We start from the raw sequence: 26581 nt of genomic DNA, 5'->3' as shown, positions 1-26581 counted from the left end.
CTATGACCATTAGCCACGACCCTGCGGTGCGCGGATTCGCTTCCGATAATTACTCCGGAGTGCACCCACGCATCCTCGAGGCGATTACTCGCGCCAACGGCGGACATCAAAGCGCCTACGGTGATGACGACTACACCGCGGCTCTGGATCAGATGGCGCAGAAATTGTTTGGCGAGAACGCCGCGATTTTCCCGGTGTTTAACGGTACCGGCGCCAACGTGACCGCGTTGCAGTCGTTGCTTCCTCGCTGGGGAGCGGTGATTTGTGCAAATACTGCGCACATCAACGTGGACGAAAATGGTGCTCCTGAACGCATCGGCGGCTTTAAACTTCTGCAAGTGAACTCGGCTGATGGCAAGCTGACCCCGGAACTGATCGACCAGGAAGCCTGGGGCTGGGGCGATGAACATCGCGCCCAACCTTTGGCCGTGTCAATTACCCAGGGTACGGAGCTGGGCACTCTCTACACTCCAGCGGAGATTCGCGCGATTACCGACCATGCCCACAAACAGGGCATGAAGGTCCATTTGGACGGCTCACGCTTGTCTAATGCGGCGGCTGCGCTCGGCGTGGAGCTGCGTGAGCTCACCACCGACGTTGGCGTGGATATTGTTTCTTTGGGCGGGACCAAAAACGGCCTGCTGCTCGGTGAAGGCATTCTGACGCTGGATCCGGCATTAGCGCAGGATTTGAAATACCTGCGCAAGATGAATATGCAGCTGGGCAGCAAGATGCGTTTCATCTCCGCCCAGTTGCTTGAGCTCTACGGGACCGGGTTGTGGCGCGAGCTTGCCGGGCACTCTAACGCCATGGCTGCACAGTTGGCCGCTGCCGTCGCTGAGATCGACGGCGTTCAACTGGTCTACCCGGCGCAAGCAAATGGTGTTTTTGCTCAGTTGCCTACCGAGGTTTCGGACCAGTTGCGCGAGCACTTCCGCTTTTACGACTGGGACCGCGCAGCCGGCCACGTTCGCTGGATGTGTTCTTTTGACACCACCGAGGAAGACGTGCGCGCTTTTACGGCAAAACTTCGTGAGTTGATGGCCGCACACCGCGCGGCTTAGGCTAAATCGGCGCGCCGTACCGCACCAGCGGTACGGCGCGTTTTAGACTCGGGTGGTGACCAATGAACCTGCTGCTTCGCGAATTCCCACGGCCTTTTCCGAGGCGTTGGGCGAGCTCTCACGCGCAGATGTTCGTAAAGAACTAAAGATTACAGAGATCCCCGCTCCCGCCCGGCTGGCACCCTTCGCCTTGGCGCTGAGCGGCGATGTGCTGGAAAATTCGTTGCCTAGTCACGGACAACACGGTCAGGAATTTTCACGCACCCCATTTTTATTACCGGGAACCCCCTTAGCCACGGGGCGTTTTATCCTGCTTTTTGATCCTGCAGGCCAAGAGTTATGGGGCGGAAAATTCCGTGTCGTCACCTACATTCGCGCCCGATTAGATCACGAGATGGGCCAGGACTCGATGTTGGCTTCCGTAGCTTGGAGCTGGTTGGAAGAGGCATTGGCTGAGCGTCATGCCGCGCATCATTCCGCCGGCGGCACCGCCACACGGGTCATCTCCGAATCCTTCGGTGACCTTCAGGGGCAACACGACCATATCGACATCGAATTGCGCGCCTCGTGGACTCCGGAACACGGCGAGGCACTCGGCTCACATTTGAGCGCCTGGGCAGATATGGTGTGCACCTTTGCGGGCATGCCACCGCTACCCGAAGGTGTACAACAACTGCCACACCATCGGATGAGCTAACACTTTGTGCCATCGGTCCTAGAATAGAAGGACCATGACTACTTCAGATCCAGCCGCAGACCAGCAAACCCTGACTCCACTGACCGCTCCACGAGATGGTATCCCGGAAGTCATCAACACCCCTGCGGCACTGAACCGGGCGATTCGCGCGCTACGCGCTGGCACCGGAGATCTCGCAGTTGATACCGAACGCTCCAGCGGATTTCGTTATGGACGCCGCGCCTTCCTCATCCAAATACGTCGCGAAGGTGCCAGCACCTGGCTGATTGATCCCGAAAGTATTGAGTCGCTCGATCCGCTGGTCGACTTCATGAATGAATTGCCGTGGATCTTGCATGCTGCCACCCAGGATTTGCCGTGCTTACATGACGAGGGCTTGGCCCCGACCGGATTATTTGATACCGAACTTGCCGGCCGTTTAGCAGGTTTCCCCCGGGTCGCACTGGGAACGATGGTTGGGGAGCTATTAGGCCTGCAGCTAGCCAAAGAACATTCAGCGGTTGATTGGGCTACCCGACCTTTGCCCGAATCGTGGCTGAACTATGCGGCACTGGATGTGGAGGTTCTGTTTGAACTGCGTGAAGAGATTTCCCAGATCCTTGAAGAACAGGGCAAGCTAGAATTTGCTGCCCAGGAATTTGAGTATGTGCGCCATCTTCCAGATCCAGTGGCTCCACCCGAGGCTTGGCGCAAGCTCTCTGGTATCCATAAAATCAAGAACCGCCGGAACCTCTCGGTAGCTCGTGAACTTTGGCAGTCGCGCGAGTCCCTGGCAGAAAGCCGCGATGTGGCTCCAGGACGCCTGCTGCCAGATTCTGCCATTATGGCAGCCGTCGACCATCGGCCAAATAGTGTCCCCACACTGCTACAGATTCCAGGTTTCCACGGGCGTAGCGCAAAACGAGATGCTCCGCGCTGGCTGGATGCGATGCAACGCGGAAGAAATAACCCCGACCTTCCAGAATTACGTTCCGGGGTACAGGACCTACCCAACGCCCGCATCTGGGGCGAGAAGAATCCGCAGGCAGCCCTACGGCTCACCGCGGCGCGCGAAGTCCTCACGGAGATTAGCGAGCACTGGAACATCCCCGGAGAAAACCTTTTGACTCCGAAATTCCTGCGTGCGCTGTGCTGGAATCCGCCGGCGAGCTTGAGTATCGGAACCGTGGATAGTGCATTGGAAGAACTTGGCGCCAGGCCTTGGCAGCGCGAGCTTTTGAGTGCAAAACTTGCCGACGCATTGCGCGGCTAAGGCGCCATAGGCCTTCGGGAAATTGCTGAGTTACGCGCTCAGCACTTGCACTTCAAGTTACTCATGAGTAACGTATGGTTTAGGTCACTGTGATACTGACCACTGCCCCTGATCTTTGGGCAGCCTAAACCTATCCCAAGGAGCCCGACGGTGAGCGTCAACACTACCTCCGTGTCCGCACCCGCGCACACCTCACTAGAGGACCGCGATGTCTTTTTTGTCGATGGGGTACGCACCCCATTCGGTAGAGCAGGCGAAAAAGGCATCTATCACGGAACACGCGCCGATGACCTTGCGGTTAAAGCCGTTCGTGGTCTGCTCAGCCGCAACCCCGAAGTTCCGGCCGAGAAAATTGATGAAATCGCCATGGCTGCCACGACGCAGACCGGTGACCAAGGGCTAACCATCGGACGCACCGTTGGACTACTCTCGGGCATCCCCGAGTCGGTGCCCGGATTCGCCATCGACCGGATGTGCGCCGGCGCCATGACCGCGGTCACCTCGCTAGCTGGCGGCATCGCCTTCGGATCCTACGACGTCGTGATCGCCGGTGGCGTCGAGCATATGGGCAATCACCCCATGGGTGCCGGCGCAGATCCAAACCCACGCTTTCTGAGCGAAAAGATCGTCGACCCACAAGCACTAAACATGGGTAATACCGCCGAAAACCTGCATGACCGGTTCCCCGAAATCACCAAGGAACGTGCAGACAGCTACGCGGTAGCCTCCCAGCAGAAATTAGCCAAGGCCTACGAGCACAACCAGATCCAGCCGGATCTGGTTCAGGTTGCCGCACAACGACCAGGCGAAGGGTGGGCGGTCAACACCGTCGACGAACCACCACGGCCAAATACCACCATGGAATCCCTCGCCGACCTGCGCACCCCTTTTCGTGCCCACGGCCGAGTCACTGCGGGTAATGCTGCGGGACTGAATGACGGAGCTACCGCAGCGATGCTCGCCAGCGGGACCGCCGTACGTGAACTTGGGTTAACACCAAAAATGCGTATGGTCTCCTTCGCCTTCGCCGGGGTCTCCCCCGATGTAATGGGCTACGGGCCGGTCCCGGCCACCGAAAAGGCACTGGCCAAGGCTGGACTGAAGATTTCAGACATCGGATTGTTTGAAATCAACGAAGCCTTCGCCGTGCAGGTGCTCTCCTTCCTCGACTTCTACGGCATCGACCAGAACGATGAGCGTGTTAACCGTTACGGTGGCGCGATCGCCGTCGGTCACCCGCTGGCTTCCTCTGGGGTGCGACTGATGACTCAGTTGGCTCGCCAATTCGACGAAGATCATTCGGTCAGATACGGAATCACCACCATGTGCATCGGCTTGGGCATGGGCGGCACCGTAATTTGGGAGAACCCAAACCACGCAGACTTTGGCACGAAGGCTTAGGGAAGAGAACATGACACAGGATTATTCGGCCGTCACCGAACTCATGCACGACGAAACCGTGACTCACTCCTTCACCAAGGATGTGCAGCTTCCAGATGGCAAAACGCTGGTACTGCTCACCTTAGATAACGGGCTGGATCATAAAAAACCCACCACGCTGGGCCCAAGCGGACTGATCGAACTGCGAGCGGAACTTGAAAAGCAGGCGGCGCGTGCCAAAGCCGGAGAAATTCACGGTCTAGCGATCACCGGCAAGCCGTACTTCTTGATCGCCGGTGCGGACCTGTCCGCAGTCACCCGCCTCTCCGCACCTGAACACGCAACCGCCATGGCTACACTGGGCCACCGCGCCTACGACCTACTGGCAGACCTAGGCGTGCCCACGTTCGCCTTTATTAACGGACTGGCCCTGGGCGGCGGACTAGAGATCGCGCTGGCCTGTAACTACCGTACGGTCAGCACCACCGCCGGAGCCCTGGGACTACCCGAAGCCTTCCTTGGCCTCATCCCAGGCTGGGCCGGCGTCTACCGCTTGCCACGACTTATCGGCCCGGAAAATGCGCTGAAGGTGATGGTGGAAAACCCACTAAACAACAACCGCACGCTCTCCGGCCCGGCAGCTCACAAGCTTGGTGTCGCCGATGCCTTGTTCGAACCAGCGGACTTCATCGAAAACTCGGTCAAGTTTGCCGGCTCGGTATTGAGCGGTGAACTCGAAGTACTGCGCGAAAATTCGGTGGATCCTAGCGACCCAGAGGTGGCACGGCGCTGGCTGGACGCGGCAGATCGGGCAGAAAAGTTCGTTGACGCGAAGCTTTCCGGCGCGACCCCCGCCCCGTACAAGGTGCTCGAAGTGTTCCGCAAGGGCATGACGCTCACCCAAGCGCAGTCCGCCGAACTAGAAATCGCTGCGCTGACCGAGCTGATGGCCACCCATGAGTTCAAGAACACCGTCTACTCGTTCCTTGACCTCGTGCAAAAGCGTGGCAAACGTCCTGCCGGAGCGCCTAGTGCCAAGCTTGCTCGCCCGGTCACGAAGGTTGGCGTGGTTGGTGCCGGATTGATGGCAAGCCAGCTAGCTCTACTCTTCGTGCGCCGACTGAACGTTCCGGTGATCATCACCGACCTTGATCAGTCCCGCGTAGACAAAGGTCTTGCCTACATTCACGGTGAAATCGACAAACTCCAAACCAAGGGACGGATGAGCCAGGACGCGGTCAACCGCACTAAGGCGCTAGTGAGCGGTTCGGTGACCAAGGAAGCCTTCGCCGACGCAGACTTTGTCATCGAGGCGGTCTTTGAAGAACTCAACGTTAAGAAGCAGGTGTTTGCCGAGGTTGAAGCCGTGGTATCTGCCGAATGCATCTTGGCCACCAACACCTCCTCACTCTCCGTCACCGAGATGGGCAAGGAACTAGCCCACCCTGAGCGCCTAGTCGGGTTCCACTTCTTCAACCCCGTCGCCGTGATGCCATTGCTGGAAATTGCAGCGACCCAGTGGACTAACGAATCAACCGTGGCCACAGCCTTTGCTCTGGGTAAAAACCTACGCAAAACTACTGTGCGCACCAAGGATGCCACAGCATTTGTGGTCAACCGCGTGCTACTACGATTGATGAGTGAAGTTCAGGCAGCATTCGATGAAGGCACCGACGCGCTCACCGCAGATACCGCCTTGCGTCCAATGGGACTGCCGATGACTCCATTCACCTTGCTGTCTATGGTTGGTCTCCCCGTGGCACAACACGTCAATGAGTCACTTAATGCATCCTTCGGGGAGCGTTTTGCGATCTCAGAGAATCTGGGCAAGTTGATCGATGCAAAGATCACCACGTTGTGGATCAAGGATGACAAGGGTGCTCAGATACTAAACCCCGAGATGGATGGTTTGCTGAGCTTTGGTGACAAGCCTTCTTCCAAGGAGCAGATCCTGATCCGTGTGCAGGATGCCTTGGCCGAAGAAATCGGTTTGTTGCTTGCCGAAGGCGTTGTGGCCGAAGCTGCCGACGTTGATCTGTGTATGATCACCGGTGCCGGTTGGCCAATGCATCTGGGCGGGATCACCCCGTACCTCGATCAGGTTGGAGCCTCGGACCGAGTAAATGGGAAGAAGTTCAACTCCTAATCTCCCATTCTGCGAAGACCCCCGTGCGGCTGTTATTCCATTTGTGAATTACAGCCACACGGGGGTCTTCGCTTTTGCGCGCATTAGCCTGTGACTTGCTACGCAGAGGGCATACGGCTTAGCTTTGCCACAGGTTAATCTGAGAGAATCTAGCTATGACCGATATTGCTCGCCCCGCCCGCCGTACCGTAATGTGCGCTTCTGCGCTTCTAGGCTCCAGCGCATTACTCACCGCCTGTGGCAACGGAGAATCCGTCGCTCCCAACCCCACACCGGGTCAGGTACCGCAGCCAGCCGGCGAAGCGCAGACCGTACTGCCCTTAACCGATCTTCCAGAGAAGGCGCGGGCACAGGTTGTTGCCAAAGACCCAGCTACAGGCGAAGAGATTGGCGTATTGCTCTTCCGCAAAGACGCAAAAACCGTGCTGGCCTATTCGAGTATCTGCACCCACCAAGGATGTGCAGTGACCCCGAAGTCTTCCAAAAACGATTTTTACTGTGCCTGCCACGGTTCACGCTTGAGCCCCGCGGACGGTTCGGCGACCGCTGGGCCAGCAATCGAGGCCCTGCCCCGGTACGCTTGCGAAATCAAAGGTAAGGACATCGTCGTATATCTGGGCGAGGCCTAAACCACGACCAGGAATAAATACTTCTCGTTCTAGTGTTTTTCGCCTCCGGCTCTGCCACACTTAGCCCATGGATTCTCCTTCGAAGCCCACTCGTCGTACGCTTCTAGGCGCTGCCGGTGCCACAGGTCTTGGCGCGGCGCTCACCGCTTGTAGCCCTAGCTCCTCCCCCGGTTCATCGGAACAGGCCAGCGCGGCGCCCAGTCCCGACGGGGACGGTCAAAACGTGATGCCTAGCGATCAGCTAGCGGAACTGGGAAAGACCGAGGTCACGGTACGCGGGCCTGCCAGCGGCAAAGATCTTGGCGTTTTGCTCTATCGACCAGATGCAAGCACGGTCTTGGCTTACTCGAATATCTGTAGCCACCAGGGATGTGCAGTGGGCACAGAAACTCCCGAAGCGAATTTTTATTGTGCTTGCCACGCCTCACGCTATGACTACAAAGACGGCAGTGTGCTCGCAGGACCTGCGCCGAAAGGACTTACTCGCTACGCCGCGAGCATCAAGGGACAAGACATCGTGGTTTATCCACCACTAGATGCTTGAGCAAGGGTTCAATAAATACCTCACGCAGGGAATCTCACCAGTTTTGATGAGATTCCCTGCGTTCATGGTGCGCGAAGATTCCGCTTAGAACAATGCCACCTTCTGTGGGCTAGGGAAGATCTGGTTGATTTCTTCGCGCTCGGTATCCGTGGGGACCCAGCTAATCGCCTCTGCATTGGCCGCGACCTGCTCCGGGCGCGTCGACCCGGCAATGACCGAGGACACTGGCTCTTGGGCCGCGAGCCAGCAGAATGCGAGCTGCGCTGGGGTGAGATCTCTTTCGGCAGCGAATGTCGCAAACTTATCCAACTGCTCAAAGTCACTGGTTTCGAGCAAGGCCTGACGAGCGTGTGTCAGTCGGCTTCCTTCCGGAGCCTGCCCCTTGGAATATTTTCCGGTAAGCAAACCGTTTGCCAACGGGAAGTAAGGCAACACGCCGAGACCGAATTCCTTGGCTGCGGGCAAGATCTCCAGCTCGGCTCGGCGATCAATAAGGTTGTAATGATTCTGCGCTGAAATAAATCGTTCGGCGCCCAACTCACGGGCTACATACTCGGCCTGCGCAATTTGCCAGCCAGTACGATTTGAGTGCCCGAGGTAACGTACCTTTCCGCTGCTCACCAGGTCATCGAGAGCTTTCAACGTTTCCTCAATGGGGGTGTTCGCATCAGGGGTATGGAATTGGTAGAGGTCAATGTAGTCGGTTCCCAAACGGCGCAATGAAGCTTCTACCGCTTTAACGATGTAGCGACGAGATCCGCGAGCGTTAAAGTCTGGACCGTTAACACCCTTCATATCCATGCCAAATTTGGTGGCGAGCACGATGTCTTCACGCGCGGTGCCCAGCGCCTTACCAAGGCGTTCTTCGGACAGGCCGGGCTCACGCCCATAGCAGTCGGCCACATCAAAGAGGGTGATTCCTGCATCGAGAGCGGCGTGGATCACCGCGTCGGTTCCGGCTTGTGATTCCGTGGCCGTTCCCGGGCGCCCCAAGTTGTTACAACCGAGTCCAACAACCGAAACACTCAGACCACTGCGGCCAAGCTGACGAAATTCCATGAGCACCTCTTTGATAATTTGCGCGGTGCCGCTTCACTTAGGCGGCGACTTACCCATAGGCTATCGGGTAGGACGGTGTGCTGAACATTTCACACCTCGATTCACTGTGTTGCATATTTATCCATTAGGATGGAAACATGTCAAAAGTCCTCACCTCTCTCCCTGTAGGCGAACGCGTCGGTATCGCGTTCTCCGGCGGCCTTGATACTTCGGTCGCAGTTGCCTGGATGCGCGACAAGGGCGCCATCCCTTACACCTACACCGGCGATCTGGGCCAGTACGACGAGCCCGACATCGATGCAGTTCCAGACCGTGCTCTGGAATACGGTGCCGAAGCCTCGCGCCTGGTCGATTGCAAACCAGCCTTGGTCGAAGAAGGCCTCGCAGCACTTGCTTGTGGTGCCTTCCATATTCGCTCGGGCGGAAAAGCCTACTTCAACACCACCCCACTGGGCCGTGCCGTCACCGGCACCCTGCTCGTTCGCGCGATGCGCGAAGACGGCGTGGATGTCTGGGGCGACGGGTCGACCTACAAGGGTAACGACATCGAACGCTTCTACCGTTACGGCCTCATGGCTAACCCGAAGCTGCGTATCTACAAGCCATGGCTTGACCCAGCATTCGTCGCTCAGCTGGGCGGCCGCTCGGAGATGAGTGAATGGTTGCAGGAGCACGGTTTCCCTTACCGTGACTCGGCAGCAAAGGCGTACTCCACTGACGCCAACATCTGGGGCGCAACCCACGAGGCAAAGACGCTAGAGCTGCTGGACACCTCACTTGAGGCAGTCGAGCCAATCATGGGCGTCAAGTACTGGGACGAATCGGTTGAAGTTAAGGCCGAAGATGTTTCGGTCACCTTCTCCGCCGGCCGTCCGGTAGCCATCAATGGCAAGGAGTTCACCGATCCGGTGGCCCTGGTCAATGAGGCTAACATCATCGGTGGCCGTCACGGTCTGGGCATGAGCGACCAGATCGAGAACCGTATCATCGAAGCGAAGTCGCGCGGCATCTACGAAGCACCTGCTATGGCGCTGCTGCACATCGCTTACGAGCGCCTGGTCAACGCGATCCACAACGAAGACACCGTAGCCAGCTACCACAACGAAGGTCGCCGTCTGGGCCGCCTGATGTACGAGGGTCGCTGGTTGGATCCACAGGCACTGATGCTGCGCGAGTCGTTGCAGCGTTGGGTCGGTTCGGCCATCTCCGGTACCGTGACCGTACGTTTGCGTCGCGGCGATGACTACACGATCTTGAACACCGAAGGTGAAAACCTTAGCTACCACCCGGACAAGCTGTCCATGGAACGCGTAGGTGACGCAGCCTTCGGTCCGCTGGATCGTATCGGTCAGCTGACCATGCGTAACCTGGATATCGCCGATTCGCGCGGTCGTCTGGAACAGTATGCAGGTATGGGCTTGGTTGGTGGATCCACCGCGAAGCTGGTTGGCGCACTGGAAAATGGTGGAGCGAACGACATTGTCGACGCCTCACCGGTCGACGAATCGGGTCTAGCAACGGACCGTGCCATCGAGTCCGCAGCGTTTGACTCCGGCACCGACTAAGGATTTTAGTCAATAACAATAAGCCGGCCAGAACATCTTTGAAAGATGTTCTGGCCGGCTTATTTTAACCGCCAGGATTCGAAAATTCTTGGCTGCGTCTAGGCTTCGATCAACGTCAGCAGTGAGCTCACGGCGATCGTGAAACCAACCAGCGCGACCAGGCGCAAGATCAGCCGGATTCGCGCGCCGGTTTTTGTATTCGGTGCCGGCAAGCGGAAGCCCTGCTCCACGATCCACGCGGCGAGCACCACGAACACCCCGCCTAAGGCCACCTGTACGTGCGAGACCTCGCTCAGTAACGAGGTGATACCGATACCAACGATTACGCCGAGGCAAGCCTGAAACACCAAGTGTAGAGGTGTGCGTGTAGCACCAAATTGCGATGTCTTACGCTTGGTCCCCGGGGTTTCGTCCCGGTCCTCTTGAGGAATCATCTGTCCTTTGTCCTTAGTTCATGAAGAACCTACTGTGGGCCGGAGTCCCGGCCCGAAGGTTATTAGCTCAGCGAAAACGGCTTGGCAGGCATCGGGTGTGCCATCTTGACCGCTTCAATATTGTCGTACGGTGCAATTCCGACGCTCATCTTAGTGGTATCCAATTTGGCATCGCGGACGCACACCTTGACCGAGGCCACGGCGAGTTTCGGAGCCGGCGAAAGGATCCGAATGTTGAGCTTGTTGGGTGCGAAGTCGCTCGATTCCACGGTCCCTAGTCCACGCCAGGCCAGATGTCCGGTGAGCGCTTCCTTGGCTTTCTTCTCCATGTAGCGGTCGCGCTCGGTGCCATCTTTGGTTTTCAGCGCATACTGCACAATCACCCAGCTCTGCTGCTCGGCAGGGATCTGCGCGTAGCCATCTTCTTCGCAGGCAGCGAGGAAACCGGCGAAAAGCTCGTCGGCTCGTTCCACCTTCACATCTTGAACATCGCTGGTCTTTGACATGTGACCCACGGTTCCATGGTTAATCACGAACTGGCCCAGCTCGTCTTCATCAAACTGCTGGTACCACGCTTCGCGGAACTGTAGTTCGTTCTTCTCGTCCAAGCGGTAGGTGCGAATAATCGCCATCTTTTTGTCCTTAGTAGTGGTGATAATGCTGGGCTCAGCGTGGAAGTTCCGCGACCTTTGCCAGCCAAAGCTGTCGGTGTGAGTGCGTGAAGGGTGGCAGGTTCTCTGCTACCTGGGCCATGAGTGACGTGCTGGTCTCGCGCATCTGACGCTGTAGTTCTTCGGGGTAGTTCATCTTCAACGCGTGCTCTTCAAACTCATCTTCATCGTCTAAAAAGGTGCCTCGGGTACGTGAACGAATGACGTCGAGATCCATATCGACGGAATTTACTTCCCATCCCCCACGGCGCAGCGGATGCCATCCAATCGAGGTGGCCAAATCGATATAGACGTCAAAATCGTCGGCTGCATCGGAGTAAAGCGTAGCGACCCAAAAACCGTGATGCGGGATGAGACACAGCGCATCGGTCAACGCCAAATGTGCGGTTCCGGGACGTGCTACCAAGGAACCCGCCGGTTGGTGCAGCCAATGACCATGTTCATCGGCGCCGAGATAAAAACCGGGGACCACCCAATGCGGTGTGCCATCGTATTTCCAGGCACGGCTGACAATGAGCGAGCCGAAACGCACCGATTCCGGGGTGCGAGTCAATCCGATGGGAAACGGCATTGATGCGCTCACAGCTTGGGAATCTGACCAGTTGGTAAATCTTGTCCGGGCAGCGGACGCGCGAACGGCACCTTGGTTCCAAGAACCTGGGCCATGGTGTCCCGAGCCACCTGTTGAGCGGTGAGTCCCACCCGTTCAAGTACCTGAGCGCGGGTTCCGTGGGCCAAGAATTCTGTAGGTAAACCGACTTCGTTAAGTGCGGTATCTACTCCGGCTGCCCGCATTTCGGTGCGCAAGCGGGAACCGACGCCCCCGGCGCGCACGCCATCTTCGATACAGACCACGATGCGGTGGCGAGCGGCAAGAGAGACGACTGAGGCGGGAACCGGCAGTACCCAGCGCGGGTCAACGACGCTCACCGAGATGCCTTGGCTGTTGAGCCTATGTGCCACATCCAGTGATAGTTCGCTCATGGCTCCTACCGAAACGATCAGCACGTCCGGGGCGGCCCGATCTCCGAGGCGAGCGAGCACGTCAACTCCGTCAGGCAACCGATCAATCGCCTCAACTTCTTCACCGACCGACCCCTTAGAGAAGCGCACCACGCTCGGTGCATCGTCGATGGCCAGTGCTTCGCGCAGTTCTTCACGCAAGCGTGAGGCATCGCGCGGTGCTGCCAGATGAAGATTCGGCACAATCTGTGTCAAAGCCATATCCCACATGCCGTGGTGGCTGGGGCCATCTGGACCGGTGACACCAGCACGGTCTAGCACGATGGTGACGCCGGCCTTGTGCAGGGCAACGTCCATCAGCAGCTGGTCAAAGGCGCGATTCAGGAAGGTCGCGTAGACGCAGACGACTGGGTGGAGGCCACCGAAGGCCAAACCCGCTGCGGCTGTCATCGCGTGCTGCTCGGCAATACCTACGTCGATGACGCGCTCTGGGTATTTGTTGGCCATTTTCTTTAGGCCCACCGGCTGCAGCATGGCACCGGTGATTGCGACAATGTCATCACGTTCGTCGGCGACCAAAGCAATTTCATCACCGAAGACGCTGGTCCAGCTCTTTGCTCCCCCGCTGGCAACCGGAACGCCGGTCTCCGGGTCGATCACGCCAACCGCGTGGAACTGGTCTGCCACGTCTGCGATGGCCGGAGCGTAGCCGTGACCTTTTTCAGTCATCGCATGAACCAGCACTGGACCGCCGAACTGCTTGGCTTGCAGCAGGGCTTCTTCGACGGCACGCTGGTTGTGACCGTCGATCGGGCCAATATATTTCAGTCCGAGGTCCTCGAACAATCCCTGAGGCGCCCACCAATCTTTGATTCCCTTTTTGGTGGCGTGCAGGGATTTGTAGGCGAAGGTTCCTACGGCGCCCGAGTCTTTGAGCTTGCCCTTGAGCTTGCTCATGGCGTCTTCGTAGGAAGGGTGGGTGCGGAACTTGTCTAGTTGCTGGCGCAACCCGGAGAGCTGGTTGGCTAGCCCGCCAATGGTCGGCGCGTAGGAACGCCCGTTGTCATTGACGACAATAATTGCTTTGCGGTCTTTGTCAGCGGCAATATTGTTGACCGCTTCCCAAGCCATGCCGCCGGTCAGCGCACCGTCGCCGACTAGCGCGATGGCGTAGCGCTCGGTCTGCTTACGAAGTTTGTTGGCCCGCGAGATGCCATCAACCCAGGACAGGGAGGCGGAGGCGTGCGAGGACTCGACGATGTCATGCTCGGACTCGCCACGGTCCGGATATCCGGCCAGGCCGCCTTGTTGGCGCAGCGTGGTGAAATCTTTTCGCCCGGTGAGCAGCTTGTGTACGTAGGACTGGTGTCCGGTGTCAAAAACGATGGAGTCGGTCGGTGAATCAAAGACGCGGTGGATGCCCAGCGTCAATTCAACGACGCCCAAGTTTGGGCCGAGATGGCCACCGGTACGCGCAACGTTGGCAATGAGGAAGGCGCGGATTTCTCCTGCGAGATCTTCCAATTGTTCTAGGGTGAGAGCCCGCAGATCGCTAGGCTTATTGATGGTCTCCAATAAAGACACTGTCATCCCCTTTACATGTTCGCCCATTACGGACCGGTCAATCCATGCGAAACACTAATTATAGCTTTCGCAGGACTCTTTCCATTATCCGTCACGTTTGGATATGGTGCGAATTTCCCGGCAATGACCTTGGCTACTGTCACCGTATTTTCCCGCAGGGCGCTGTTCTTGTTGATTTCTCAGAAGAGTTCTAGCGCATCGCGCAACATCTGGTGCCCCTGCGCTTCAAAGTCGGTGTCTCCTACTTGATAGGCCCAGACCGCGGTGCCTATTGCTTCGCGTAGCGAGATGATCGGCCAAGTTCTGGAATCTCGAGGATCATCTCCATATCCTTCAAAGAACGCGGATTCCAATTCCGGCGCGTCTTTCCATTGTTGGACAGCTAGCCGATTCAGATCGCTCGACGCAGGACGAAAATCGAAACGCCCAAAATCAATAACGTGGAGTCTGTCCCCATTAATTATCCAGTTGCGTGGCTGCCAATCACCATGGGTCGGTACTAACAGTGAAGCTTCGGTGCGATATTCACTCAGTGCAGTGCCCGCGCGCGCTACGACGTGCGGATTGATTCGATGGTCAGCCGATAGCCAGTTAAGGCATTTGCGAATGAACTTTTTCTCGTAGTTTTCGTCGTTGTACGAGAAGTGATCGTGGATAAGCCGCAACGCACGTCCGGCCTGAACGTGGATCTCTGGATCCAATTCGGCCGGTGAATGGTCGCATAAGTACCCAGGCAGATAGTCCATCACCAATAACCGCAAGGATTCATCCACAAAGCGTGCCCGTGCAGTTACTCCGAGCTCAACCAGTGGCCTTGTAAACCTCGCGTGAGCCACAAATTCGCGTTGCATGTGATGATTCTTCGCGTCAGCCGTTTTAAGGATATATTGCTGTCCACCCGACCAAAGCTGAAGAACCTTGGTGTCAGTCAGGCCCCACGAAAGATCTGCGACAATTTGTGGATCGGTAAGCCATTCTTCAATTTGTGCAGCTTGGTCTTCGTTGAGCAGTTCCTCGTGCCAGACGTTACTCATGTTCCATGCTCCTTGTACGGTTCACAGTTCATACTAAGGAGAATTTTAGCCGTTTGTAGTCTTTCGCAGTGATTCACTCAAGGTGGAAATCTAGTCGCTGCCAGAAGGTAACGGACGCTGAATCTTATGGGTAGACAGATGCACTGACGCTTCTGAGCGCACGTTTCCCCGCTTCTTCGAACACCGCTTGAGCTGCCCAAAGATCGCGAGAGTTCAGTCTAAGTATGAGCCCTAGTTAACCGACCGAAGGCCTCAAAGCTTGCGCTTTGAGGCCTTCGGCTTGTTCCAGAAGCTGAAACTAACTAGTGGTCAAAACCTTAGTTAGAAGCTGCGATCTGACGCAGGACGTACTGCAGGATGCCACCGTTACGGTAGTAGTCTGCTTCGCCTGGGGTGTCGATACGCAGATCCGCATCGAACTCGGTGACCTTGCCGTCTTCGGCGGTAGCGGTCACCTTCAGGGTCTTCGGGGTGGTGCCGTTGTTCAGCTCGGTCACGCCGGCGATCGAGAAGCTCTCGGTACCGGTTAGACCCAGCGAATCAGCGGACTCGCCCTGTGGGAACTGCAGTGGCAGAACGCCCATACCGATCAGGTTCGAGCGGTGGATACGCTCGAAGGACTCGGTGATGACGGCCTTGACACCCAGCAGTGCGGTGCCCTTGGCGGCCCAGTCACGCGAGGAGCCCGAACCGTATTCCTTACCACCAAGAACGACCAGCGGGGTGCCGGCAGCCTTGTAGTTCTCCGCAGCGTCGTACACGTACGACTGTGGAGCGCCATCCTGGGTGAAGTCGCGGGTGAAGCCACCCTCGACGCCGTCCAGCAGCTGGTTCTTGATACGGATGTTCGCGAAGGTACCGCGGATCATGACTTCGTGGTTACCACGGCGTGAGCCGTAGGAGTTGAAGTCCTTGCGATCCACACCGTTTGCGATCAGGTACTGACCAGCCGGGGTTTCCGACTTGAACGAACCTGCAGGTGAGATGTGGTCGGTGGTGACCGAATCGCCAAGCTTGAGCAGAACGCGAGCAGCGGAGATATCCTCAACCGGTGCTGGTTCGGCGGTCATGCCGTCGAAGTAAGGTGCCTTACGTGCGTAGGTCGACTTCTCGTCCCACTTGAAGGTCGAGCCTTCTGGGGTGTCAAGTGCCTTCCAGCGATCGTCACCTTCGAAGACGCCTTCGTAACCCTTAGCGAACATGCCTTCGTCGATCGAGGAATCAATGATTTCCTGAACCTCAACAGGCGATGGCCAGATGTCCTTCAGGAAGACGTCGTTGCCCTCGTTGTCCTTGCCCAGGGAATCGGTTTCGAAGTCGAAGTCCATGGTGCCGGCCAGTGCGTAAGCGATAACTAGTGGCGGGGAAGCCAGGTAGTTCATCTTGACGTCTGGGTTGATGCGGCCTTCGAAGTTACGGTTACCCGAAAGAACTGCGGTGGCTGCGAGGTCGTTGGTGTTGATTGCCTCGGAGATCTCGGCATCCAATGGACCGGAGTTACCAATGCAAGTAGCGCAACCGTAACCAACCACGAAGAAGCCAAGCTTCTCTAGGTATGGCATCAGGCCGGACTTCTCGTAGTACTCGGTGACAACCTTCGAGCCTGGGGCGACCGAAGTCTTGACCCATGGCTTGGAGGACAGGCCCTTGTCGGCGGCGTTGCGTGCAAGTACTGCAGCGGCAAGCATGACCGAAGGGTTCGAGGTGTTGGTGCACGAGGTGATCGAAGCGATCGAAACCAAACCGTGGTCGATGGTGAACTTCTGGCCATCTTCCTTGGTGACCTCAACTGCGGTCGACGGACGTCCAACACCCTGGGTGTCTTCGGCGTTCGATACGTAGTTGTGGATGTCCTTGCGGAACTGTTCCTTCGACGAAGACAGCTCGATGCGGTCCTGTGGACGCTTCGGGCCGGCAATCGATGGAACGACGGTGGACAGATCCAGCTCGAGGTATTCCGAGAAACGGATCTCGCGGCTTGGATCGTGCCACATGCCCTGTTCCTTGGCGTAAGCCTCAACGAGGTCCACGTTCTCCTGGCTGCGGCCCGTGAGGCGCAGGTAATCCAAGGTGACGTCGTCAATTGGGAACATTGCGGCGGTGGAGCCGAACTCTGGGGACATGTTGCCGATGGTTGCACGGTTAGCCAATGGCACAGCTGCCACGCCTTCACCGTAGAACTCAACGAACTTGCCCACAACGCCGTGCTTACGCAGCGTTTCGGTGATGGTCAGCACCACGTCGGTTGCGGTCGCGCCGGCTGGGATCGAGCCAGCAAGCTTGAAGCCAACAACGCGTGGGATCAGCATGGAGACAGGCTGGCCGAGCATCGCTGCCTCGGCCTCAATGCCACCAACGCCCCAGCCCAGCACGCCCATACCGTTAACCATGGTGGTGTGCGAGTCGGTGCCGACACAAGTATCTGGGTATGCGCGCAGCACGCCGTCAACTTCGCGGGTCATCACGGTGCGAGCCAGGAACTCGATGTTGACCTGGTGCACAATGCCGGTGCCTGGCGGGACGACCTTGAAGTCGTCAAATGCGGTCTGGCCCCAGCGCAGGAACTGGTAACGCTCACCATTGCGCTGGTATTCGATTTCCATGTTGCGCTCGACGGCGCCTGCGAAACCAAAGGTATCGATCTGCACGGAGTGGTCGATGACCATTTCAGCAGGTGCCAGTGGGTTCACGCGGGTAGGATCTCCACCGAGTTCCTGAACTGCCTCGCGCATGGTTGCAAGGTCAACGATGCAAGGCACACCGGTGAAGTCCTGCATCAGCACGCGGGCTGGGGTGAACTGGATCTCGGTGTTCGGCTGAGCCGATGCATCCCACTGGCCTACGGCCTTTACGTGGTCTGCGGTGATGTTCGCACCATCTTCAGTGCGAAGCAGGTTCTCAAGTAGAACCTTCAAGCTGTAGGGAAGGCTTTCCGAGCCTTCGACCTTATTCAGTCGGTAAATTTCATATTCGGTTCCCTTGACGTCAAGTACGCCCTTGGCACCGAAACTGTCCACTTTACTCATTGGGACTCCTCTCGCCAGACACTCATTCTTTATGCATGCTCATACATAATTCCAGTTAGGCGCTCCTAACTGAGAATGTCATATTTGTATTGCTGCAGAGCTAACCCCAGTCTATCCGCAACTGGGAGAAAATGCCGGATCCGCAGAAATTTTACGCTTAATTTGTGGTTCAAGCGCTTAAAATCATGGTCTAACGGCGGACGAACAGACCAATCGACTCCATATGGTGAGTATGCGGGTATAAATCGTGAATCTCCATGTGATCTAATTCGTAGCCGCGAGCCATCAAACGAGCCGTATCTCGGGCAAAAGCTGCCGGGTCACACGAGACGTAACAAATGCGTGGAACACCACTAGTAGCCAATTCCGCTGCTGACTGCTTATCCAAACCGGTGCGCGGTGGATCCAAGACCACTGCGTCCAGCTGAGCCTCGCGAGCCAGCTGGCGCATCAAGCGCTCTACCCGGCCGCGTGTCACGGTAACCTGTGGGGTCTGAGCTAGATTTCTCTTCGCATCCTCGTGAGTTCCCGGTGCACCTTCGATGCTAAAAACTCGCCCCTGTGGTCCCACTGCTTCGGCCAGCGGTAAGGAGAAAAGTCCCGCGCCGGCGTATAGGTCGGCAATGACTTCGCCAGATTCTGGGGCTGTAAGATCCATGACGCGCTCGGTCAAAAGCGTTGCGGCGCTGCGGTGCACCTGCCAGAAACCTTCACCGGTAATGCGGAAGAAATTGCCCAACACCTGCTCAGTGAGCCAGCCATTGCCGGTGATAACCTCAAGCTCGCCTTTGCCGTCGGCCGCGGAACCACCCATTTGGCTAAAGACGGCAAGATTGACGCCCTCTGGAAGTTGCTTCGCCACACGCAAGGCAGCGCCTGGGAGAACTTCTGAAAGCAGCACGAGCACCGTGGAATCGTCCCGGCTTGATACCGCGACTTCCACCCGATCGATTCCGCTAAAGTCCACCGAGTACAACCCAATGGCCTCGATCCCAGGATGCGCCAAAGGCATCTGGGTAATCTCGGTCAGTTCATTGCTGCGAAAACCGCTCATGGCCAAGTGGCCACTCTCGGTCACCGAGTAGGACATCCGGGTACGCCAGCCAAGGCCGTCCGCGTTTCCCGGTACTGCCTGCACCGCAGGGAAATTGTAGTCTTCGGCTTTCAGCCCACCCAGACGAGTCAGCTGCTCCGCGGCCACCTGCGCCTTGAGCACGCGCTGGTAATCCAGACTAATATGGCCAAATTCTGCTCCGCCCACCGGGTCGCGGTGAGTCAGTGCATCGGCCTGGTCCCAGATATGAGGCACTCGATGTTCGCTGGCTTCGAGTACCTCAACGACATCTGCACGCCAAAATTTGGCGGTTTCGCCGGCATCGGTCAACACCACGTTGACCAGTTCGCCGGGAATCCCATGGCGGACGAAAATTACTCGACCTTCATGTCGTGCCACGGTGTGTCCACCGTGGGCAATCGATCCAAGGCGTAGCTCTAAGGTTTCGGGAGCGTTCATAAGTATCATCCTTCGTGAGGTGAGGTGTTTCGGTGTGCCGAGGATTCCTCGGTCGGGGCACCGAGTAGTGCGTCGGAAGAGCTCAGCAGGCGCCAAGGCACCGAGGCGATGAGCACTCCAGGTTCGTAGTGCAGTCGGTTTTTGACCCGTTGGGCCGTCTGGTTGTGCACCAGTTGCTCCCACCAGTGGCCGACCACGTATTCGGGAATGTAAACCACGATGAGATCTCTTGGCGACTCCCGCCTAATCGACCGAATATGTTCGATCAAGGGTCCGGCAATATCGCGGTATGGAGAGGCCAGCGCGGTGATCGGAACCGGGATTTGCAGTCGATCCCAGGTAGCCAAGGTACGCGCGGTTTTCTCCGCTTCGATATCTACGATGATCGCTTCCAATTTTGATGGTCGCGACGCTCGTGCGAAAGCCAGGGCGCGTAGCACCGGTTTACGTACCGTGGACACGAGTACCAATGCGTGGACTCTCGCCGGCAGCGCGGTGGCCGAGTGTTCATCATCAATCGACAGCTCGCTGTCGACCTGCTGGTAATGACGTTGCAAAGATTCCATGATCAACGTCAGCGCTACGATGCCTAACACCGCAAGCCATGCTCCGTGAACAAAACGGGTGGCCAACACAACCACCAAAACCAGCAGTGACAAAATCAAGCCGATCAGATTCAACAGACGCTTGCGACGCTTCGCCGCCCGGATCTTCCGGTCGGTCACCGTCACTAGCACCCGCGACCAGTGTTTGAGCATGCCCAACTGGCTCAGCGTGAAGGAAACAAACACTCCGACCACATAAAGCTGCACCAGGATCGTCACGTCGCCGTTGAACAACAGGATCAAAACAATGGCAGCAAGACCCAGAGATAAAATGCCGTTGGAAAATCCTAGGCGATCACCGCGGGTCCGAAGCTGGCGCGGCAGGTAGCCATCGGAGGCTAGATGACTGGCGAGGTTTGGGAAAGAGTTAAATGCTTGGTTCCCGGCGAGCAACAACACCGCGATGGTCAGAATCGAGACCACCACGGTGCCGAGGAAGAAATTCCCAAAAACAGCCTGGGCCAGCTGACCCAGCACCGGTATTTGCACATAGGCCTCTGAGATGGGTTCGCCATTAAGCATCAGCGAGGTCTGCGGATCAGCGACGACCTTGATGCCTGTAGCGCGCGCCAGCATCAACGTGCCTAGGGTGAGCACTCCGGACAGTAGTCCCATGGCTAACAGAATGCGTCCCGCATTTTTGGCACGCGGTTTGCTTAGGTAGTGAACGTTGGAGATCGGTACTTCGATTCCGGTCAGCGCCGCCGACCCGGTGGAGAACGCGCGCAAGATCAGTAATGCCCCAACGACTCCATGCATACCGGTGGCAAATTCTTGTTCCGGGATGATTGTAAATTCGGCGCTAGGGGCCAACCCTAAGTTTCCGGTGAAGGCCAGCACGGCACCTACGGCGATCATCATCAGCATGCCGCCGACAAATAGATACACCGGAATGGCTAGAGACCAGCGTCCTTGGCCGCGTCCCCGCAAGTTCGCAACTACGAGGAAAGCAACAATGGCTGAGGCGACCGCGGCCCGGTGCTCCCCTAGGGCCGGGAAAACGCCCGACAGGTACTGCGCCGCAGAAGAGCTTGACACCGCGACCGTCAACACGAAGTCGACCAGGAGCGCCGAAGCCACGGTGGTTCCCGAGCGTGGGCCCAAGTTCTTACGGACAATCTCATAGTCTCCCCCACCCGATGGGTAGGCCTCTACCGACTGGCGGTAGGAGAGCACCAGCACCAGAAGCACCACGAGTACCGCAACGCCCACGGCTGGTGAAAGCATCGTGGCGGCGATTCCGGCCATGGCGAGGGTCAACAAAATTTCGTCGGGCGCGTATGCCAAGGATGACAGCGCGCTGGAAGAGAAGATCGGCAAGGCGATCTTAGGTGGGACCGGTTTACGTTTAAGCTGTTCAGTGCTAAACGGTCGGCCCACGAGGATCCTTTTGAGACCATCAAATAAAGCAGGCACGAGATAACGTTATCTCAGGGCACAGCCTAGACAGTAGCGTTGGGTCAATGATGTGCTTCGCACCGGAGGCTATTGTTGCTTTCGGAGCTGTACATTGAGCAACACAAGCAAGTTTTACTGGTGGCACGAAAGCAAGGAGTTGGCGGTGGCGCACTTTGTGATCATGGGATGCGGACGCGTAGGCGTTGCGCTGGCTCATACGCTAGACGGAGCCGGGCATTCGGTGGCCGTCATCGATCAAGACCCCGAGGCTTTTCGCCGTCTAGGACAAGAGTTTTCCGGCAGCAAGGTTATTGGCCTCGGCTTTGACCGAGACACCCTAGTTGAAGCCAAAATTGAGGAAGCTTATGCCTTTGCAGCGGTTTCCAGCGGTGATAATTCCAACATTCTAGCCACCCGCGTGGCCCGTGAAAGTTACCACGTACCCCACGTTGTGGCACGTATCTACGATCCCGGACGTGCAGAAATTTATCAAAGACTGGGAATTCCCACGGTCGCTGCGGTGCGTTGGAGCACCGACCAAGTATTGCGTCGCATCCTGCCGGACTACTCGATGCGCGGAGATTACCGCGAACCATCGGGACGACTGATGCTGACCGAGGTCGCCTTGCATCGCGACTGGTATGGCCACCTAGTCAAAGAAGTCGAGGAAGCTGCCGGGGTCCGTGTGGCTTACCTGACTCGCTTCGGCGAAGGGACCATTCCGCAAAGCCGCACCCGGCTGCAGGGCGGCGATTTGGTGCACGTGATGATGAATCTGGACCAAAGTAAAGACGTCGAAAAAATCCTTGCCAACGCACCGGTCGCCGTCAGCGACTAAGACTAGAGAGCTAATCCACGTGAAAGTTATGATTGCCGGTGCCGGGTCGGTGGGCAGCTCGATTGCCCGCGAGCTGGTTTTGAATTCTCATCAGGTACTGATCGTTGATCAGAAAGCCGAAATGGCTGAACGCGCAGATTTGGACAATGTCCAGTGGCTCATTGGGGATGCTTGCGAACTGGCGGTATTACAACGCGCCAAGCTCGAAGAATTTGATGTAGTTGTCTCTGCCACGGGTGATGACAAGGTCAATTTGGTCGTCTCACTGTTGGCGAAAAGTGAATTTGGTGTCCGCCGTACCGTGGGACGAGTGAACCACCCAAAAAATGAGTGGATGTTTGATGATGCTTGGGGTGTCGATGTCGCCGTCAGCACCCCGCGATTGATGACTGCACTGGTCGAAGAAGCCGTCGAGGTGGGCGACCTGGTTCGGCTACTGACGCTCAAAAGCGGCGAGGTTCATATGGCGGAGTTCACCGTACCGCATGACTCCGAGTTGATCGGGCGCACCTTAGGCCGCGTGACCTGGCCACACGACACCACGATTGTGGCGATTGTGCGAGACAAGGCACCCTTCCCACCCAGCGATGATGATGTCATCGAGGGCGGGGATGAAATCTTCTTCATCACCACACCCGAAGCCGAAGCGTCCTTGCGTACTACGTTGCGCGGGATAAAGCGCTAGGACTTCTCAATGGCCGGGCGAGAGACCAGCCAAGCGAACCACAGTCCGGCAGCGTACAGCGGCACACCCATCAGTGCGCGAGCCAGGCCCAAGGCCACCACGTTGTCGGCAAAGTACATCGGCAGTTGGACTGCCAATCGCGCGATAAAGACCGCGATGATGATCCAGGTGGCGATCGCATAGCGGCGTAACCTGCCCGGTTGCTGTCGCCATTCGGTTCCTTCGTTGCGAATGAAACCGAACAGCACTCCGGCCAACGGCCATTTGATGAGAATCGAGATGACAAGGGCCATCAGGTATCCGGCACCGATGAAGAAGCCTGGAACATAATAATCTTTGGCTTCACCACTGGACCGGGCAGCAAAGGCACAGATCAGGATGCCGATCAGCCCACTGGCCGCCTGCACCAGTGTCGACTTATTAATCAGCCGCACGATCATAAAGATCACGCCAAGCCCGATCGACGCGACCAGCGCCCACGACAATTCGCGGCTCAACGCATAGACCATCACAAACACGAAGCCCGGAATTACCGTCTCAAGAATTCCGCGCATGCCACCAACGCTGGCGATGACATCGATCCCGCCGTCCGCGTTCTGCGATAGCTTTGCGTTCTGGCCGAGGCTGGAAGCTAGCGAGTTCTCCTTGGGAGCTTGTGGCTCACTTGGCTGTTCTTCGTTATTCATTGTTCTCACTTCTGCCTCGGTTGGTCGTCAAGACCTGCTGCCCGACTATTTTGGACGTCACTACTACCCGTGGCTTACCGGAACGATCAGATACCGGGGATTAAAAATACTGGGGACCTGATCGACTGGGGCCACCATGCCCGCATATTTGATTTTCACTCCGGGCTTGATTCCAGGTACCTGTTTTTGACCCATGAAGAGCAATTTCACGTGCGCTACGGTGCGCTGTCGCCCAGTAGCTGCAGCTAACTGATCAACCACCACGGCCGTCAGCCGTGGTGGAGTATTCGGCGCCGAGTAGCTGACCGATTGGATATACCCGATGTGCTCGATTCGGCCCTTGTCGGGCAGCTCGGACAACGAGTCAAGATGCCGATGAGCTGGCCTTGATTCTCTGCCATCAAGCTGCGCCGATAAGGGTGCAGGCTCGCAGGACATGTCCTTAGCCGATCTGAGTTATTTCGGGGCCACGTTCCGGGCGGGTGATTTCCGGCGAAGGAGTTTCGACACGCGTATTGGCGTTACTTGGCACGTTCAACGGTAGAAGCTCGGCCGGAGGCAGAGGCTTGTCGCCACGATTGACCACGACGCTGCGCAGAAGGTCATCGATGACCTCGGTGGCTGTCTCGTCCCCGATGGCGGCCCCGCCAACCACGGCGCGCAGGAACCAGCGCGGACCATCAACACCGACGAAGCGCAAGGCTACGTGTCCGGCCCGGCCATCTGGAAGCTGCTGTGGAACCTTGGCTAGCAGTTCTTCACCATGTTCGCCTTCGCGGGAGAAAATTTCTCCATTCTGTTCGCGAATATCGCCGGTGATTTTCTCGCGGATCCCGGGCCACAGTGACTCCGACTTTGACGAGGCAAAGGCCATCAGCTGAACGCGTGATTCGGCGATTTCAAGTGAGACAGCAACAACTCGCTGATTCGCCTGCTCGATATCCATGCGTACCTTCATACCTGGAATCGGCTTAACTAGAATTGAACCGAAATCGAGGTAGCTGTCGGTATCCGGCACGTCACTTATGTCGAAGGGCCCGGCACTAGTCTCAGGCTCCGAGGAGCTTGGTGCAGCGGTTGGCTCTTCGACCGGCGTTGCTTCCGACTTCTTACGCTTGAAAATCATGATGTCCTTAAATTTTGCGCTCTATACCTCAAGAGTACTTAGTTCGCGGTAAATCCGCCGGTTGATCCAAAGCCGCCGGTTCCGCGAGCGGTGTCATCCAGTGTCTGGACTTGCTCGAATTGGGCAAGTTCTACTTTCTGGATGACGAGCTGCGCGATTCGATCCCCGCGCTTCACTTCAAATGCGTTGGTGTTATCCGTATTTAATAGTGTGACCATAATCTCGCCTCGGTAACCTGCATCTACGGTACCCGGTGCATTGACCACTGTAATTCCATGTTTGGCCGCCAAGCCACTTCGTGGATGAACTAGACCCACGTAACCGTGCGGAAGTGCGATCGCCAGACCGGTGCGGATCAAGGCCCGCTCACCTGGTTGGAGCACTGCCGATTCGCGAGCATGCAGGTCAGCTCCGGCGTCAGAGGGGTGCGCGTAGCTTGGCACCGGCAAGTCTGGGTCCAGCATCTTGATCTTTACTGAAATCGTGGGCTCGTTCATAGGTTTTGCTTATTCCCCCGAGGAGATTGTGTGGTCATTTTCTACCTGCCCAACTCTATCGCGAGCAGTTCAACGTGTCCGTCAGATTTCTCGGCGGTTCATAGCCAGCGAAATAGTGCCTAAACTGGAGGGTATGAGTACTCCCAGCCCAGAGGGTTCAAATGTTTTATTCCGTGAAAAGCTATGGCCATCGGCCGGCACATGGATTTGGCCTTTATTGATCGCCATCACCGCGGGTGTTGCTATCGCACCGATCAGTGTCCCGTGGGGTATCGCCACCGGACTGATTGTCCTAGTCGCCATCGTGGTCATCTTCTTGCTCAAGGTTCCCACCTTGGAAGTCACCGCAGAAAACCTCACCGTAGGTCGCGCGACCATCGAGCGTAAATTTGTTGGCGAAGCGGTCGGCTACCGCGGCGAAGAGGCATTCAAACAGCGTGGCCAGAAGCTCCACGGTCTAGCCTTTATGAACCTGCGCGGATGGCTGGATGCGGTGGTTTGCATCGAGGTGACTGATCCACGCGATGAGACACCATACTGGATTACCTCTACACGTCGTCCAGAAGAGCTGACCGCGGCCCTCAACGGTGTGATGTATGAATACACCGAAGAAGGCCAGCGAGAGTCTGCATCTCACCACGCTGAAGAACAGGGTGAAGCACCGGCGGAAAAACCAAGAGAAGACTAGCGTCTAAGTAATTCAGACGTTCTTATGGCACACATATTGCATCGAGTCTTGCGAAGTTATCCTTCGCACTCGGTGCAATATTTTTGCCCCTGCTCTTCACGCGCCAGCTGGGAACGGTGACGCACCATGAAGCATGAGGCACAAGTGAATTCGTCGGCTTGCTCCGGAACGATGTCAACATTGGCTTCATCCTGACCGGCTTCTCCACCTGGCAGGATGAAGGCTTCGGCAAGTTCTGCTTCATTCTCATCGATCAGGTTCGCGCTTGCAGCGGTGCCTAATTTTTTTGCCGCGGCCAACTGCTCGGCACGGGACCGGTCTTGACTGGTCTCGCGTGAAGCAACGTTTTTGTTGACCATAATCGTTTTTAACTCTTTTCTTCTGGCGAAATGCTCGCTACCGGAAGCCTGTTGGCAAACAACGGTACCGGCCTAAAAGTATAACGTTTAACAGGGCACAACATTCCCTCCGGTGACACGAGAGGCCCAAAGTGATAT

25 protein-coding genes are annotated in these 26581 nt (G+C 57.0%); 11 read left to right on the top strand and 14 right to left on the bottom strand.

What is annotated here, in order from left to right; genetic code table 11:
- The first annotated feature begins 2 nt into the window (after nt 1-2).
- The 7 genes from IEX04_RS11155 (at nt 3) to IEX04_RS11125 (ending at nt 7712) form a co-directional block, all read left to right on the top strand.
- Nucleotides 3-1064 (top strand): threonine aldolase family protein, encoded by a 1062-nt coding sequence (locus IEX04_RS11155; protein ID WP_188685780.1) that lies wholly within the window; start codon nt 3-5, stop codon nt 1062-1064.
- A gap of 55 nt (nt 1065-1119) precedes the next feature.
- Nucleotides 1120-1761, top strand: coding sequence for a DUF3000 domain-containing protein (locus IEX04_RS11150; protein ID WP_096253854.1), 642 nt, complete (start codon nt 1120-1122; stop codon nt 1759-1761).
- A 34-nt stretch (nt 1762-1795) separates the two neighbouring features.
- Nucleotides 1796-3013 (top strand): ribonuclease D, encoded by a 1218-nt coding sequence (locus IEX04_RS11145; RefSeq protein ID WP_188685779.1) that lies wholly within the window; start codon nt 1796-1798, stop codon nt 3011-3013.
- 150 nt (nt 3014-3163) lie between these two features.
- The gene (locus IEX04_RS11140) at nt 3164-4414 is read left to right on the top strand and encodes a thiolase family protein (protein ID WP_229677110.1); all 1251 of its coding nucleotides are present in this window, start codon (nt 3164-3166) and stop codon (nt 4412-4414) included.
- A gap of 10 nt (nt 4415-4424) precedes the next feature.
- Nucleotides 4425-6539 carry a 3-hydroxyacyl-CoA dehydrogenase NAD-binding domain-containing protein gene (locus tag IEX04_RS11135; protein ID WP_096253844.1) on the top strand — a complete coding sequence of 705 codons (2115 nt, stop codon included), beginning with the start codon at nt 4425-4427 and terminating at the stop codon, nt 6537-6539.
- A 155-nt stretch (nt 6540-6694) separates the two neighbouring features.
- On the top strand, nt 6695-7168 hold the full coding sequence (locus IEX04_RS11130) for a Rieske (2Fe-2S) protein (protein WP_188685778.1): 474 nt from the start codon (nt 6695-6697) through the stop codon (nt 7166-7168).
- A gap of 67 nt (nt 7169-7235) precedes the next feature.
- Complete coding sequence (locus IEX04_RS11125; protein ID WP_188685777.1) at nt 7236-7712, top strand: Rieske (2Fe-2S) protein; 477 nt, start codon at nt 7236-7238, stop codon at nt 7710-7712.
- Between the two features lie 84 nt (nt 7713-7796).
- On the opposite strand, the gene IEX04_RS11120 is transcribed toward IEX04_RS11125, so the two are convergent.
- A complete protein-coding gene (locus IEX04_RS11120) occupies nt 7797-8771 on the bottom strand; it encodes an aldo/keto reductase (protein ID WP_188685776.1) in 975 nt (324 codons plus the stop codon).
- 137 nt (nt 8772-8908) lie between these two features.
- Here IEX04_RS11120 and argG point away from each other — a divergent pair, with 137 nt between their 5' ends.
- Nucleotides 8909-10336 carry an argininosuccinate synthase gene (gene argG, locus IEX04_RS11115; RefSeq protein WP_096253848.1) on the top strand — a complete coding sequence of 476 codons (1428 nt, stop codon included), beginning with the start codon at nt 8909-8911 and terminating at the stop codon, nt 10334-10336.
- Between the two features lie 98 nt (nt 10337-10434).
- Here argG and IEX04_RS11110 read toward each other — a convergent pair whose 3' ends face one another.
- The 8 genes from IEX04_RS11110 to IEX04_RS11075 all read right to left on the bottom strand — a co-directional run bounded on the left by IEX04_RS11110 (nt 10435) and on the right by IEX04_RS11075 (nt 21582).
- Nucleotides 10435-10770 carry a hypothetical protein gene (locus IEX04_RS11110; protein WP_096254291.1) on the bottom strand — a complete coding sequence of 112 codons (336 nt, stop codon included), beginning with the start codon at nt 10768-10770 and terminating at the stop codon, nt 10435-10437.
- Between the two features lie 62 nt (nt 10771-10832).
- Complete coding sequence (locus IEX04_RS11105) at nt 10833-11402, bottom strand: hypothetical protein (protein WP_096254290.1); 570 nt, start codon at nt 11400-11402, stop codon at nt 10833-10835.
- 34 nt (nt 11403-11436) lie between these two features.
- Nucleotides 11437-12024 carry a DUF402 domain-containing protein gene (locus IEX04_RS11100; RefSeq protein ID WP_229677109.1) on the bottom strand — a complete coding sequence of 196 codons (588 nt, stop codon included), beginning with the start codon at nt 12022-12024 and terminating at the stop codon, nt 11437-11439.
- Nucleotides 12021-13988 (bottom strand): 1-deoxy-D-xylulose-5-phosphate synthase, encoded by a 1968-nt coding sequence (dxs, locus tag IEX04_RS11095; RefSeq protein ID WP_188685775.1) that lies wholly within the window; start codon nt 13986-13988, stop codon nt 12021-12023. The genes IEX04_RS11100 and dxs overlap by 4 nt, the downstream gene beginning before the upstream one ends.
- A 179-nt stretch (nt 13989-14167) precedes the next feature.
- Nucleotides 14168-15022, bottom strand: a complete 855-nt coding sequence (locus IEX04_RS11090; RefSeq protein ID WP_188685773.1) for a phosphotransferase — start codon at nt 15020-15022, stop codon at nt 14168-14170.
- Nucleotides 15023-15339: 317 nt separating this feature from the next.
- Nucleotides 15340-18048, bottom strand: coding sequence for an aconitate hydratase AcnA (gene acnA / locus IEX04_RS11085; protein ID WP_188685771.1), 2709 nt, complete (start codon nt 18046-18048; stop codon nt 15340-15342).
- Between the two features lie 190 nt (nt 18049-18238).
- Nucleotides 18239-19561, bottom strand: a complete 1323-nt coding sequence (locus IEX04_RS11080) for a class I SAM-dependent RNA methyltransferase (RefSeq protein ID WP_188685769.1) — start codon at nt 19559-19561, stop codon at nt 18239-18241.
- Nucleotides 19562-19566: 5 nt separating this feature from the next.
- Nucleotides 19567-21582 carry an amino acid permease gene (locus tag IEX04_RS11075; RefSeq protein WP_170947714.1) on the bottom strand — a complete coding sequence of 672 codons (2016 nt, stop codon included), beginning with the start codon at nt 21580-21582 and terminating at the stop codon, nt 19567-19569.
- A gap of 145 nt (nt 21583-21727) precedes the next feature.
- Between IEX04_RS11075 and IEX04_RS11070 the strand changes: the two genes are divergently transcribed.
- Together IEX04_RS11070 and IEX04_RS11065 are read left to right on the top strand one after the other, a co-directional pair.
- Nucleotides 21728-22402 carry a potassium channel family protein gene (locus IEX04_RS11070; protein ID WP_096254283.1) on the top strand — a complete coding sequence of 225 codons (675 nt, stop codon included), beginning with the start codon at nt 21728-21730 and terminating at the stop codon, nt 22400-22402.
- Between the two features lie 19 nt (nt 22403-22421).
- Nucleotides 22422-23087 (top strand): potassium channel family protein, encoded by a 666-nt coding sequence (locus IEX04_RS11065; protein WP_188685767.1) that lies wholly within the window; start codon nt 22422-22424, stop codon nt 23085-23087.
- Here IEX04_RS11065 and IEX04_RS11060 read toward each other — a convergent pair.
- The 4 genes from IEX04_RS11060 to dut form a co-directional block, all read right to left on the bottom strand.
- On the bottom strand, nt 23084-23773 hold the full coding sequence (locus IEX04_RS11060; protein WP_188685765.1) for a DUF3159 domain-containing protein: 690 nt from the start codon (nt 23771-23773) through the stop codon (nt 23084-23086). The genes IEX04_RS11065 and IEX04_RS11060 overlap by 4 nt on opposite strands.
- A gap of 63 nt (nt 23774-23836) precedes the next feature.
- Nucleotides 23837-24211: a hypothetical protein gene (locus IEX04_RS11055; protein ID WP_188685763.1), complete on the bottom strand. Its 375-nt coding sequence runs from the start codon at nt 24209-24211 to the stop codon at nt 23837-23839.
- Between the two features lie 4 nt (nt 24212-24215).
- A complete protein-coding gene (locus IEX04_RS11050; protein WP_096254279.1) occupies nt 24216-24899 on the bottom strand; it encodes a DUF3710 domain-containing protein in 684 nt (227 codons plus the stop codon).
- Nucleotides 24900-24937: 38 nt separating this feature from the next.
- Complete coding sequence (dut, locus tag IEX04_RS11045) at nt 24938-25396, bottom strand: dUTP diphosphatase (RefSeq protein ID WP_096254278.1); 459 nt, start codon at nt 25394-25396, stop codon at nt 24938-24940.
- A gap of 133 nt (nt 25397-25529) precedes the next feature.
- Between dut and IEX04_RS11040 the strand changes: the two genes are divergently transcribed.
- On the top strand, nt 25530-26084 hold the full coding sequence (locus IEX04_RS11040; RefSeq protein WP_188685761.1) for a DUF3093 domain-containing protein: 555 nt from the start codon (nt 25530-25532) through the stop codon (nt 26082-26084).
- Between the two features lie 56 nt (nt 26085-26140).
- Here IEX04_RS11040 and IEX04_RS11035 read toward each other — a convergent pair whose 3' ends face one another.
- Nucleotides 26141-26443, bottom strand: a complete 303-nt coding sequence (locus tag IEX04_RS11035; RefSeq protein WP_096254276.1) for a DUF4193 family protein — start codon at nt 26441-26443, stop codon at nt 26141-26143.
- Between the last annotated feature and the right edge of the window lie 138 nt (nt 26444-26581).

Origin of the sequence: Glutamicibacter ardleyensis, assembly GCF_014644555.1 — a bacterium.
Lineage (GTDB): Bacteria > Actinomycetota > Actinomycetes > Actinomycetales > Micrococcaceae > Glutamicibacter > Glutamicibacter bergerei.
Note: the sequence above shows the minus strand (reverse complement) of the source record. Positions and strands in the feature narration are given on the sequence as shown.

What these genes read in the sequence shown, in the direction of transcription:
- IEX04_RS11155 (WP_188685780.1), top strand. Translation starts at nt 3, where the DNA reads ATGACCATTAGCCACGACCCTGCGGTGCGCGGATTCGCTTCCGATAAT.
- IEX04_RS11145 (WP_188685779.1), top strand. Translation starts at nt 1,796, where the DNA reads ATGACTACTTCAGATCCAGCCGCAGACCAGCAAACCCTGACTCCACTG.
- IEX04_RS11135 (WP_096253844.1), top strand. Translation starts at nt 4,425, where the DNA reads ATGACACAGGATTATTCGGCCGTCACCGAACTCATGCACGACGAAACC.
- IEX04_RS11130 (WP_188685778.1), top strand. Translation starts at nt 6,695, where the DNA reads ATGACCGATATTGCTCGCCCCGCCCGCCGTACCGTAATGTGCGCTTCT.
- IEX04_RS11125 (WP_188685777.1), top strand. Translation starts at nt 7,236, where the DNA reads ATGGATTCTCCTTCGAAGCCCACTCGTCGTACGCTTCTAGGCGCTGCC.
- IEX04_RS11120 (WP_188685776.1), bottom strand. Translation starts at nt 8,771, where the DNA reads ATGGAATTTCGTCAGCTTGGCCGCAGTGGTCTGAGTGTTTCGGTTGTT.
- argG (WP_096253848.1), top strand. Translation starts at nt 8,909, where the DNA reads ATGTCAAAAGTCCTCACCTCTCTCCCTGTAGGCGAACGCGTCGGTATC.
- IEX04_RS11110 (WP_096254291.1), bottom strand. Translation starts at nt 10,770, where the DNA reads ATGATTCCTCAAGAGGACCGGGACGAAACCCCGGGGACCAAGCGTAAG.
- IEX04_RS11105 (WP_096254290.1), bottom strand. Translation starts at nt 11,402, where the DNA reads ATGGCGATTATTCGCACCTACCGCTTGGACGAGAAGAACGAACTACAG.
- IEX04_RS11090 (WP_188685773.1), bottom strand. Translation starts at nt 15,022, where the DNA reads ATGAGTAACGTCTGGCACGAGGAACTGCTCAACGAAGACCAAGCTGCA.
- acnA (WP_188685771.1), bottom strand. Translation starts at nt 18,048, where the DNA reads ATGAGTAAAGTGGACAGTTTCGGTGCCAAGGGCGTACTTGACGTCAAG.
- IEX04_RS11080 (WP_188685769.1), bottom strand. Translation starts at nt 19,561, where the DNA reads ATGAACGCTCCCGAAACCTTAGAGCTACGCCTTGGATCGATTGCCCAC.
- IEX04_RS11060 (WP_188685765.1), bottom strand. Translation starts at nt 23,773, where the DNA reads ATGAATAACGAAGAACAGCCAAGTGAGCCACAAGCTCCCAAGGAGAAC.
- IEX04_RS11055 (WP_188685763.1), bottom strand. Translation starts at nt 24,211, where the DNA reads ATGTCCTGCGAGCCTGCACCCTTATCGGCGCAGCTTGATGGCAGAGAA.
- IEX04_RS11050 (WP_096254279.1), bottom strand. Translation starts at nt 24,899, where the DNA reads ATGATTTTCAAGCGTAAGAAGTCGGAAGCAACGCCGGTCGAAGAGCCA.
- dut (WP_096254278.1), bottom strand. Translation starts at nt 25,396, where the DNA reads ATGAACGAGCCCACGATTTCAGTAAAGATCAAGATGCTGGACCCAGAC.
- IEX04_RS11040 (WP_188685761.1), top strand. Translation starts at nt 25,530, where the DNA reads ATGAGTACTCCCAGCCCAGAGGGTTCAAATGTTTTATTCCGTGAAAAG.
- IEX04_RS11035 (WP_096254276.1), bottom strand. Translation starts at nt 26,443, where the DNA reads ATGGTCAACAAAAACGTTGCTTCACGCGAGACCAGTCAAGACCGGTCC.